This is a genomic window from Pseudomonas sp. KH_046_1, from assembly GCF_057839025.1.
Window position 1 is genome coordinate 770,001 of the sequence record NZ_CM174481.1, and the last position, 12,452, is coordinate 782,452.

Below are 12,452 nucleotides of genomic sequence, written 5' to 3' on the forward strand. Positions count from 1 at the left end.
CCGAAAGACCAAGGTTTCCTGCGCAACGTTAATCGACGCAGGGTTAGTCGGTCCCTAAGGCGAGGCTGAAAAGCGTAGTCGATGGAAAACAGGTTAATATTCCTGTACTTCTGGTTATTGCGATGGAGGGACGGAGAAGGCTAGGCCAGCTTGGCGTTGGTTGTCCAAGTTTAAGGTGGTAGGCTGGAATCTTAGGTAAATCCGGGATTCCAAGGCCGAGAGCTGATGACGAGTGTTCCTTTGGAACACGAAGTGGTTGATGCCATGCTTCCAAGAAAAGCTTCTAAGCTTCAGGTAACCAGGAACCGTACCCCAAACCGACACAGGTGGTTGGGTAGAGAATACCAAGGCGCTTGAGAGAACTCGGGTGAAGGAACTAGGCAAAATGGCACCGTAACTTCGGGAGAAGGTGCGCCGGTGAGGGTGAAGGACTTGCTCCGTAAGCCCACGCCGGTCGAAGATACCAGGCCGCTGCGACTGTTTATTAAAAACACAGCACTCTGCAAACACGAAAGTGGACGTATAGGGTGTGACGCCTGCCCGGTGCCGGAAGGTTAATTGATGGGGTTAGCTAACGCGAAGCTCTTGATCGAAGCCCCGGTAAACGGCGGCCGTAACTATAACGGTCCTAAGGTAGCGAAATTCCTTGTCGGGTAAGTTCCGACCTGCACGAATGGCGTAACGATGGCGGCGCTGTCTCCACCCGAGACTCAGTGAAATTGAAATCGCTGTGAAGATGCAGTGTATCCGCGGCTAGACGGAAAGACCCCGTGAACCTTTACTATAGCTTTGCACTGGACTTTGAATTTGCTTGTGTAGGATAGGTGGGAGGCTTTGAAGCGTGGACGCCAGTTCGCGTGGAGCCAACCTTGAAATACCACCCTGGCAACTTTGAGGTTCTAACTCAGGTCCGTTATCCGGATCGAGGACAGTGTATGGTGGGTAGTTTGACTGGGGCGGTCTCCTCCTAAAGAGTAACGGAGGAGTACGAAGGTGCGCTCAGACCGGTCGGAAATCGGTCGTAGAGTATAAAGGCAAAAGCGCGCTTGACTGCGAGACAGACACGTCGAGCAGGTACGAAAGTAGGTCTTAGTGATCCGGTGGTTCTGTATGGAAGGGCCATCGCTCAACGGATAAAAGGTACTCCGGGGATAACAGGCTGATACCGCCCAAGAGTTCATATCGACGGCGGTGTTTGGCACCTCGATGTCGGCTCATCACATCCTGGGGCTGAAGCCGGTCCCAAGGGTATGGCTGTTCGCCATTTAAAGTGGTACGCGAGCTGGGTTTAGAACGTCGTGAGACAGTTCGGTCCCTATCTGCCGTGGACGTTTGAGATTTGAGAGGGGCTGCTCCTAGTACGAGAGGACCGGAGTGGACGAACCTCTGGTGTTCCGGTTGTCACGCCAGTGGCATTGCCGGGTAGCTATGTTCGGAAAAGATAACCGCTGAAAGCATCTAAGCGGGAAACTTGCCTCAAGATGAGATCTCACTGGGACCTTGAGTCCCCTGAAGGGCCGTCGAAGACTACGACGTTGATAGGTTGGGTGTGTAAGCGCTGTGAGGCGTTGAGCTAACCAATACTAATTGCCCGTGAGGCTTGACCATATAACACCCAAGCAATTTGCTTACTTCGAAAGAAGCATCAGATTGCGGTGTGTGAAGACGAAACGAACCGAAAGTTCGAGATGCTCACAAAACACCGAAAACTGTCACATACCCAATTTGCTGAAGCGCGGCCAACCGGCCACGACTCAGTACCCGAATTTCTTGACGACCATAGAGCGTTGGAACCACCTGATCCCATCCCGAACTCAGCAGTGAAACGATGCATCGCCGATGGTAGTGTGGGGTTTCCCCATGTGAGAGTAGGTCATCGTCAAGATTAAATTCCGAAACCCCTATCTGCGCATGCAGGTAGGGGTTTTGTTTTTTTGGTCTATTTACACCTCGAACGCTGTGCACTGTAGGAGCGAGCATGCTCGCGAAAAGCGCCAAGGCACCGCGCGGCACCAGGCAGCCAGCGTCATCGTTGACGACCATCGCGAGCATGCTCGCTCCTACAGATGTTAAAGTCGTCCTTCGATTTTGCATTTCCAGGGACGCCACTATGCCGGACGCAACACCTCTCAGTGCTGGATTCATGGTGGTTCACGGCAACCGCCTGGACGAGTTGCGCAGCCTGGTGGTCAGCTGGATGCGGCGCTACCCGCTGGCTCCCCTGGAGAACGAAATCGCATTGGTGCAAAGCAATGGCATTGCCCAATGGCTGAAGCTGGCACTCGCGGAAGATTCTGAAGAAGACGACATGGGAGGCTGCGGCATCGCTGCCGCCATCGACGTGCAGTTGCCCGGCAGCTTCATGTGGCAGCTCTATCGCATGGTCCTTGGCCGCGACGAAATTCCGGTCAAGTCCCTGCTCGATAAAGCCCCGCTGACCTGGCGCCTGATGCGCCTGCTGCCGCAGTTGATCAATCAGCCGCACTTCGAGCCGCTGCAGCGTTTCCTGACCCACGACACCGACCTGCGCAAACGCTATCAACTGGCCGAGCGTCTGGCGGATCTGTTCGACCAATACCAGGTGTACCGAGCCGACTGGCTCGAAGACTGGGCGGACGGTCGCCATCAAACAAGAAACGCCAGGGGTGAAGCCAAACCCCTGACCCCGGCCAATTGTTGGCAGGCAGAGTTATGGCGCGCACTCTTGCTGGATGTGGGAGAAGAAGGCATGGCGCAAAGCCGTGCCGGTGTCCATCAGCGATTTGTCGAGCGTATCAACCATCTCGAAACAGCCCCCAAGGGATTACCCTCGAGAGTGATCGTTTTCGGGATTTCTTCCCTGCCTGCTCAAGCCCTGGAAGCACTGGCGGGACTGGCGCGATTCAGTCAGGTTTTGCTGTGCGTACACAACCCGTGTCGTCACCATTGGGCGGACATCGTCGCCGATAAAGACCTGTTGCGGCATCAATACAAGCGTCAGGCTCGCAAGAGCGGCATGCCGGTAGTGATCGATCCGCAAACCCTCCACCAGCATGCTCACCCGCTGCTGGCTGCCTGGGGCAAGCAGGGGCGGGACTACATCAACCTGCTCGACAGTTATGACGATCCCAACAGCTATCGTTCGGCATTCCGCGACGGTCGCATCGACCTGTTCAGTGACGGTCAGCCGCTGAGCGTGCTCAACCAGTTACAGGACGACATCCTCGAGTTGCGCCCCCTCAACGAGACTCGGGAGCGATGGCCGGCTATCGATCTGCACAAGGACGAATCGATCCGTTTTCACATCGCCCACAGCGCCCAGCGAGAAGTCGAGATCCTCCACGATCAACTGCTCGCGCGCTTCAGCGCCGACCCGACACTGCGGCCCCGGGACATCATCGTGATGGTTCCGGACATCGACAGCTACGCACCGCATATTCGTGCCGTGTTTGGTCAGCTTGACCGCCAGGACCCGCGCTTCATTCCGTTTACCCTGGCTGACCAGGGCCAGCGTGGTCGCGATCCATTGCTGATTGCTGTGGAGCACCTGCTCAAGCTGCCTGACAGCCGATTCCCCGTCAGTGAAATTCTCGACCTGCTGGACGTCCCGGCGCTGCGCGCCCGTTTTGCTGTCGAGGAGCGTGATCTGCCGACGCTGCACCGCTGGATCGAAGGTGCCGGCATTCGCTGGGGCATGAATGCCGAACAACGTGCCGGGCTCGGGCTACCCAATGAGCTGGAGCAAAACAGCTGGCGTTTCGGCTTGCGACGGATGCTGCTCGGTTATGCCGTTGGCGGCGCCGATGCTTATGCGGGTATCGAACCCTACGACGAGATCGGTGGTCTGGACGCTGCGCTCATCGGTCCACTGGTTGCGTTGCTGGACGCGCTGGAAGTGGCTCACCACGTACTCTCCCAGCCGGCCTCGCCGGGGCAATGGGGCTTGCGCTTGCAGGCTTTGGTGCAGTTGTTCTTCCTTGCCGGTAACGAACACGATGACTACTTGCTGGCCCAACTCGAAGAGCTGCGTGAGACCTGGCTCGAGACCTGCGAATCCGTCGGGTTGCAGGACGAGTTGCCGCTGACCGTCGTCCGTGAAGCCTGGCTTGCAGGTCTGGATCAGGGCCGTTTGTCCCAACGTTTTCTGGCCGGTGCGGTCAACTTCTGCACCTTGATGCCCATGCGCGCCATCCCGTTCAAACTGGTGTGCCTGCTGGGCATGAATGACGGCGATTATCCGCGCGCGCAACCGCCGCTGGATTTCGATCTGATGGGCAGCGATTACCGTCCGGGTGACCGCTCCCGGCGCGAAGATGACCGCTACCTGCTACTGGAAGCCTTGCTGTCGGCACGGGACCAGCTCTACATCAGTTGGGTGGGCCGCAGCATCCGCGATAACAGCGAGCGGCCTGCCTCGGTGCTGATCGGCCAGTTGCGTGACCACTTGGCCAGCGGTTGGCGATTGCTGCAAGGCGATGAGGATCTGCTGGAAGCCATGACCCGGGAACACCCGTTGCAACCCTTCAGTGCTCGCTACTTTCACGACGGGGATGAGTCGTTCAGCTACGCCAGCGAATGGCAGGTGCTTCATCAGGCGGCAGAGCAACAGGCAAGCGCCGAAGTGCTCGCGCCTCACGTTCAGGACGAACCACTGAGTCTCGGTCAGGTGCAGGATTTCCTGCGCAATCCGGTACGGCACTTTTTCAGCCAGCGACTGAAGGTCTTCTTCGAGGCGGCTGAAGTGCCGTTGGCCGATGAAGAGCCCTTTGTCCTGGATGCATTGCAGCGTTACAGCCTCAGCGACCGATTGCTCGAAGCGGCGCTGGCGGATCCGGAAAATACCGGACAGGCACTGGAGGATCAGGCGAAACGTCTGCAGAACAGCGGGCTGCTGCCCATGGCCGGATTCGGTGAGTGCCTGCAAAGGGAGTTGATCGAGCCATTGCCTGACTTGCTGCAACGCCACCAACAGCTCCTGGCGTTGTGGCCAACACCCCTCAGCAGCGCGTTGCCCGTCAGTCTTGAACTGCAGGGCCTGCACATCGAGGGCTGGCTCAGCGGCCTGCATCAGCGTGCTGATGGCGGTTTGTTGTCTATCACAACGATCCCCAACAGTATCGGCTCGATCAAGTCGCGCAAATGGCATCGACTGACACGCCCGTGGGGCAATCATCTGATGGCTTGTGCCAGTGGCATGCCGCTGACCACCGCACTGGTGGCCAGCGACGACAGCCTGTTGCTCGGTCCGCTGGACGAGTCCACGGCGCGGAAAATTCTCGGTGATCTGTTGATGGCATGGCAGTCGGGTATGCGCCAGCCTCTGCCGATCGCGGTCAAGACAGCCTTCGCGTGGCTGGGGCAAACCGACCCGGTCAAAGCCGAGGCCGCTGCACGCAAGGCCTATGAAGGGGATGGGCAGACAACGGACGGAGAGCGTCGCGAAAGCCCGGCACTCGCGCGCCAATTCGCCGATTACGATGCCTTGGTCGCCGACGAGACGTTCCCCCAGTGGTGTGACGCGCTCTATCGCCCGCTTCTTGAAGCGCCCTGGCATTCACTGTCCAGCCAGGAGTCGCGCTGATGAGCATGAGGACACCTCTGGCCCTGGCATTCCCGTTGCGCGGTAGTCAACTGATCGAAGCCAGCGCCGGGACCGGCAAGACGTTCACCATTTCCGCGTTGTACCTGCGTCTGGTGCTTGGCAATGGCGCGGAGGACAGTGGTTTCGGACGCGAGCTGTTGCCGCCGCAGATCCTCGTCGTGACCTTCACCGACGCCGCGACCAAAGAGCTGCGTGAACGCATCCGCACGCGGCTCGCCGAGGCCGCACGATATTTCCGCGATGAAACACCGGCCCCCGACAGCCTGATTGCCGAGTTGCGTGATCAGTATTTGGCCGAGCAATGGCCCGGGTGCGCAAACCGCCTGGATATCGCCGTGCAGTGGATGGACGAGGCGGCGGTGTCGACCATCCACAGTTGGTGCCAGCGCATGTTGCGCGAGCACGCATTCGACAGCGGCAGCCTGTTTACCCAGACCCTGGAAACCGACCACAGCGATTTGCTGGGGGAAGTCCTGCGCGATTACTGGCGGCTGTTCTGTTACCCGATGCAAGGTGACGCCTTGAATTGGGTGCGCAGCAATTGGGGCGGGCCGGCGGCGCTGCTGCCGCGGATTCGTGCACTGTTCGCCAGCGAGCGGGATACCCTTGAAGGGAAGGAACCCGCCGAAGTGATTTCGCAATGCTTGCAAGAGCGACGGGTGGCCCTGATCGAACTCAAGCAGCCCTGGCTCCGTTGGGCTGACGAGTTGCTTTCCATCTGCCACCAGGGCGTTGCCAGCAAGAGTGTCGACGGTCGCAAGATGCAGGCTCGCTATTTCGAGCCCTGGTTCGAAAAGATCAAGGCCTGGGCCGAAGACGAATCTCTCGAGCAACTGGATATCGGCACCGGTTTCACTCGCCTGACCCCGGATGGCATGGCTGAAGCCTGGAAGGGCGAAGCACCTCGACATCCGGGGCTCGATGCGATGGCCGGCCTCAAGGCCTGCCTCGATGGGTTGCCGACACCTGACGCCGCCGTACTGCAACATGCGGCCCGCTGGGTCGGGGCACGATTCGAAGAAGAGAAGCGCCGCCGCGCGGAAATGGGTTTCGACGACATGCTGCTGCGCCTTGATGCGGCCTTGCAGTCCGATGGCGGTGAGCGACTGGCAACCCTGATTCGTGAACAGTTTCCGGTCGCCCTGATCGATGAGTTCCAGGACACCGACCCGGTGCAATACCGGATCTTCGAGAGCATCTACCGCATCGAAGAGAACAGCCCCGAGTGCGGTCTGTTCCTGATCGGCGACCCGAAACAGGCGATCTACGCTTTTCGCGGCGCCGACATCCATACCTACCTGCGCGCCCGCCAGGCCACCACCGGCCGCCTGCACACCCTGGGCACCAACTTCCGCTCAAGCCACGGCATGGTCAACGCGGTGAACCATGTGTTCGAGCGCGCCGAAGCCCGGGAGTCAGGGCGCGGCGCTTTCCTCTTCCGGCAGAAGAATGGCGACAACCCGGTTCCGTTCACGCCGGTTGCCTCCCAAGGCCGCAAAGAAGTCTTGCGCATCAATGACCAGGCAATCCTGGCCTTGAACATCTGGCACTTGCCTGCCGAACAGCCGTTGTCCGGTGCGGTGTACCGGCAACAACTGGCGGCTGCCTGCGCCAGTGAAATCACGGCATTGCTCAATGGCGGACAGCAGGGGCAAGCGGGGTTCACCCAGGACGGCAAAGCCTTCAGGGGCTTGCTGCCGGCGGACATCGCCATTCTGGTCCGCGACGGCAAGGAAGCGCAGGCGGTTCGTGCCGAACTGGCCGCACGGGGCGTGCGCAGTGTTTACCTGTCGGACAAGGACTCGGTATTCGCCGCCCAGGAGGCGCATGACGTGCTGACCTGGCTCAAGGCCTGCGCCGAGCCGGATGTCGAGCGACCGCTGCGGGCCGCGTTGGCCAGCATCACGTTGAACCTTTCGTTGACTGAGCTGGAGCGGCTGAATCAGGACGAGTTGGCCTGGGAATCCCGGGTCATGCAGTTCCGGGGCTATCGCGAAGTCTGGCGCAAGCAGGGCGTACTGCCGATGCTGCGACGCTTGCTGCACGACTTCCGTTTGCCCCAGGCGTTGATCGCGCGCAGTGACGGCGAGCGCGTCTTGACCAACCTTCTGCACCTTTTCGAACTACTGCAACAAGCCGCCGCCGAACTCGATGGCGAGCAAGCCCTGATCCGGCATTTGTCCGAGCATCTGGCGTTGTCCGGGCAGGCTGGCGAAGAGCAGATCCTGCGTCTGGAAAGTGATGAGCAATTGCTCAAGGTCGTGACCATTCACAAGTCTAAAGGCCTTGAATACCCCTTGGTGTTCCTGCCATTCATTTGCTCGGCGAAACCGGTGGATGGCAGCCGTCTGCCGTTGCACTACCACGATGAATCCGGCAATGCCCAGGTCACGTTGAAGCCGACGACAGAGTTGATTGCCCTGGCTGACGATGAGCGTCTGGCCGAGGATCTGCGCTTGCTCTATGTCGCCCTGACCCGGGCGCAACACGCCTGCTGGCTGGGGGTGGCCGACCTCAAGCGCGGCAACAACAATGGCTCGGTGCTGCATCTGTCGGCATTGGGTTATCTGCTGGGCGGTGGTGCGCCTTTGGCCGAGTCCCCGGCGTTGCAGCTTTGGTTGCGGGACCTGCAACAGGACTGCCCGGCGCTGGCGTATGCCGAGATGCCTGAAGCGACTGCAGAGCATTACCGACCACCGCAAAATGACGCGGCGCTGCTGGTTCCGCTGGTTCCGAAACGCAAGGCCAGTGAAAACTGGTGGATTGCTTCCTACAGCGCGTTGCGCATTGGCGACACCCTGAGTGTCGGCACCGACGAGGCGCCGGAGAGCCCGCAGGCGCAAAAACTGTTCGATGACGAACGCCTCGACCCGCAGGCCCCCAGGGAAGTGGTGACCGGTGGCGGCGATATCCATCGCTTCCCGCGCGGCCCGAACCCCGGCACCTTCCTCCATGGTTTGCTCGAATGGGCGGGAGGTGAGGGTTTTGATGCGGCACCACAAGAGGTGATCGACGCCATTGCCCGTCGCTGCAACCGTCGAGGCTGGGAGGGCTGGATCAGCACCTTGAGTGACTGGCTGCAGCATCTGCTCAAGTCGCCGTTGCAGCTGGGCGGCGGTCAGGCACCGGTGATGTTCAGCCAGTTGACGCAGTATCAGGTCGAGATGGAGTTCTGGTTCGCCAGCCATAAGGTCGATGTGCTCAAGCTCGATGCGCTGGTGTGCCAATACACCCATAACGGCGTCGCCCGGGTGGCCGCGGAACCGGTGTTGCTCAATGGTATGTTCAAGGGTTTCATCGACCTGACGTTCGAACATGACGGCCGCTATTACGTTGCCGACTACAAGTCCAACTGGCTTGGCGCCGATGATGCGGCCTACACCGCGCAGGCCATGGAACAGTCGATTCTCGACAACCGTTATGACCTGCAATATGTGTTGTACCTCTTGGCCCTGCACCGCCAGCTCAAGGCGCGGCTCGCCGATTACGACTACGACCGGCATGTCGGCGGTGCGTTGTACCTGTTTTTGCGCGGCACGCGTGCGGCCAGCCAGGGTGTGTTTTTCGCCCGCCCGCCAAGAGAACTGATCGAACGTCTGGACAGGCTGTTCCAGGGCAAGCCAGAGCCCAAGGCCGAGCCCGCCTGGGAACAGGGAGTACTGTTATGAATCGCACATTCGCCGATTTGCTGCCCACATCGCTGGCAGCCGAAAGCCTGGCCGATCTTACGCCGTTGAGTCGTGCCGATGACTTGCTGTTGTTGCTCACGCGCTGGGTTGAACGCGGCTGGTTGCGCGCGCTGGACAAAGCCTTTGTGGCGTTTCTGCATGAACTGGCCCCGGAGGATGATCCGCTGGTGTTACTGGCAGCCGCGCTGACCAGCCACCAATTGGGCCACGGGCATGTCTGCCTCGACCTGTTCGAAACGCTGAAAGAACCGGACTTCGCCCTGTCGTTACCACCCGAAGGTGACGTGCAAGGCGGCGCGATGCTGTTGCCGTCGCAATTGCTCGGATCGCTGGACGGTGCTCATTGGTGCAAGGTGCTTGCCGCCAGCAACCTGGTCGCACTGGCCGCTGACAGTCGTGACAACGTGCGCGACCGGCCTTTGGTTTTATCGGGCAAACGCTTGTACCTGCGCCGCTACTGGGCCTACGAGCGGCGGATCGACCTCTCGCTGCGCGAGCGTCTGACGGGACACGAATCCACGCCGAATGACTTGCTCCAGCGTCTCACCGGTTTGTTTGGTCCTGCCAGGCCGGGTGACGTGATCGACTGGCAGAAGCTGGCCTGCGCCCTGGCAACGCGCAGTGCCTTCAGCATCGTCACGGGGGGGCCGGGAACCGGCAAGACCACCACCGTCGTGCGCTTGCTGGCGTTGCTCCAGGCGCCGGCGGTCGAGGCCGGCATGCCCCTGCGCATTCGCCTCGCCGCACCGACCGGCAAGGCCGCGGCGCGTCTGACGGAATCCATCAGCCAGCAAGTCCGGACCTTGAAGGTCACCCAAGACATACGAGACAAGATCCCCTCCGACGTCACCACCGTTCACCGCCTGCTCGGCAGCCGGCCCGGGACTCGTCATTTCCGCCATCACGCGGGCAATCGCCTGCCGCTGGATGTGTTGGTGGTGGACGAGGCCTCGATGATCGACCTGGAAATGATGGCCAACCTGCTCGACGCCTTGCCGGCCCATGCGCGCCTCGTGCTGTTGGGTGACAAGGATCAACTGGCTTCGGTAGAAGCCGGTGCGGTACTGGGGGATCTGTGTCGCGACGCGGAGGCTGGCTGGTACAGCCCGCAGACACGCCAGTGGCTGGAAACCGTCAGTGGCGAAAACCTGCAGGCCAGCGGGTTGCAGGAAGATGCCCAAGGCACTCATCCATTGGCCCAGCAGGTCGTGATGTTGCGCCATTCCCGGCGATTCGGCGAAGGCAGCGGCATTGGTCAACTGGCTCGCTGGGTCAACCAGCAGCAACCCGAAGAAGCCCGCAAGTTGTTGTCTGCGCGCAGCCATGACGATGTGTATTGCCTGGCCCTCAAGGGGGAACAGGATCGGGCCCTGGAACGCTTGCTTCTCGACGGCCACGGTGAGGGGCCGCAGGGTTATCGACATTACCTGAGCGTGCTGCGCAATCAGCGCCCGCCACTGGACAGCCCGCTGGAAGATTCGTGCTGGATTGATTGGGCTCGACAAGTGCTGCAGGCCTTCGACGCGTTCCAGTTGTTATGTGCCGTGCGCAAGGGGCCGTGGGGTGTGGAGGGCTTGAACCAGCGGGTGACGGAGGCATTGCTCAGGGCGCGCCTGATCGACAGCGACCAGCAGTGGTACGAAGGTCGACCTGTCCTGATGACCCGCAACGATTACGGGCTGGGTTTAATGAACGGCGATATCGGCATTGCCCTCAAGCTCCCGGAACAGGAAGGCCACGGGACTGGAAGGCAGGTTCTGCGTGTGGCGTTCCCACGCAATGATGGCCAGGGTGGTGTGCGGTTTGTCCTGCCCAGCCGTCTGAATGATGTCGAAACCGTGTACGCCATGACCGTGCATAAATCCCAGGGCTCGGAGTTCGCACATACCGCGTTGATTCTTCCCGATGCCTTGAACCCGGTGCTCACCAAGGAGTTGATCTACACCGGCATTACCCGGGCCAAGGACTGGTTCACCTTGATCGAGTCGCGTGCGGGCGTGTTTGAAGAGGCGGTGAAACGCCGGGTCAAACGCTTGAGCGGGCTGATGCTGGAGCTAAAGGAAGCCAGCGAGCCGACAGGCTGAAAGGTCAGTAATCGGCAAACAGCATCTCCCGGCTTTCGCCCATCAGCAGGCCCTGATTCTGCTCGGTGACCTCGCGGATGTAATCCCACAACAGGGTGATCCGCTTGAGCTTGCGCAGGTCTTCGCGGCAGTACATCCAAAATTGTCGGGTGATATTGATTTCCTGCGGCAACACCGGCAGCAGGCGCGGGTCCTGGGTGGCGAGGAAGCACGGCAGGATCGCCAGTGAGCGTCCTTGCTGCGCGGCCACGAACTGCGCGATCACGCTGGTGCTGCGCAGATTGGCGCTGGCGCCGGGCAATACGTTGGCCAGGTACAACAGCTCCGAGCTGAACGCCAGGTCGTCGACGTAACTGATAAATGAATGCTTGGCCAAATCGGCTGGTTTGCGGATCGGCGGGTGGTTGTCCAGATAATCCTGGGTCGCGTACAGCTGCAATCGGTAGTCGCACAGTTTGCAGCAGACGTATGGACCATGCTCCGGGCGCTCCAGGGCGATGACGATGTCGGCCTCGCGTTTGGACAGGCTGATGAAGTGCGGCAGCGGCAGGATGTCCACCGAGATCGCCGGGTAGGTGTCGACGAAGTGGCTCAGCTGCGGCGTGATGAAAAAGCTGCCGAAGCCTTCGGTGCAGCCCATGCGCACGTGACCCGATAGTGCCACGCCAGACCCGGAAACCTGCTCGCACGCCATGTGCAAGGTACTTTCGATCGACTCGGCATACCCCATCAACCGCTGGCCTTCGGCGGTCAGGACAAAGCCGTTGGTCCGGGATTTCTCGAACAGCAATGTGCCCAACGCCGTTTCCAGGGAACTGATGCGCCGCGACACCGTGGTGTAGTCCACCGCCAGGCGCTTGGCCGCGGTGCTGGCCTTGCGGGTGCGGGCGACTTCAAGGAAAAACTTGAGGTCATCCCAGTTCAGCGAGCCGAGGGAGGTGATGTTTTTTTGCATGTTGGACCGGTTTTTATGTGCGTTCATATTAGAAGTTTGCACATCTATACTCCAAAAACAGTCCGTTAACCAATTCGCGGCACACGCCTCATCTCAAGGCGAACTTTTCGTCTTGGCTCCTAGATAAAAACAACTTCCGGAGA

The 12,452-nt window shown here is 60.2% G+C and carries 4 protein-coding genes and 2 rRNA genes (1 of these 6 only partly in view); 5 read left to right on the top strand and 1 reads right to left on the bottom strand.

The annotated features are described in order from the left end of the window. The 5 genes from AC3IT9_RS03410 to recD form a co-directional block, all read left to right on the top strand. Window positions 1–1,608 (top strand): 23S ribosomal RNA (locus AC3IT9_RS03410); it begins 1,286 nt to the left of the window's first position. 161 nt (window positions 1,609–1,769) lie between these two features. Beyond that, window positions 1,770–1,885 (top strand): 5S ribosomal RNA (gene rrf / locus AC3IT9_RS03415). A 225-nt stretch (window positions 1,886–2,110) separates the two neighbouring features. Beyond that, the gene (recC, locus tag AC3IT9_RS03420; protein ID WP_489272043.1) at window positions 2,111–5,560 is read left to right on the top strand and encodes an exodeoxyribonuclease V subunit gamma; all 3,450 of its coding nucleotides are present in this window, start codon (window positions 2,111–2,113) and stop codon (window positions 5,558–5,560) included. Then, window positions 5,560–9,249, top strand: coding sequence for an exodeoxyribonuclease V subunit beta (gene recB / locus AC3IT9_RS03425; RefSeq protein WP_489272044.1), 3,690 nt, complete (start codon window positions 5,560–5,562; stop codon window positions 9,247–9,249). Before recC ends, recB begins: the two co-directional genes overlap by 1 nt. Continuing rightward, window positions 9,246–11,354 carry an exodeoxyribonuclease V subunit alpha gene (recD, locus tag AC3IT9_RS03430; RefSeq protein WP_489272046.1) on the top strand — a complete coding sequence of 703 codons (2,109 nt, stop codon included), beginning with the start codon at window positions 9,246–9,248 and terminating at the stop codon, window positions 11,352–11,354. The genes recB and recD overlap by 4 nt, the downstream gene beginning before the upstream one ends. Window positions 11,355–11,358: 4 nt before the next feature. Here recD and AC3IT9_RS03435 read toward each other — a convergent pair whose 3' ends face one another. Further along, window positions 11,359–12,309, bottom strand: a complete 951-nt coding sequence (locus tag AC3IT9_RS03435; RefSeq protein WP_150754284.1) for a LysR family transcriptional regulator — start codon at window positions 12,307–12,309, stop codon at window positions 11,359–11,361. Window positions 12,310–12,452: the final 143 nt, after the last annotated feature.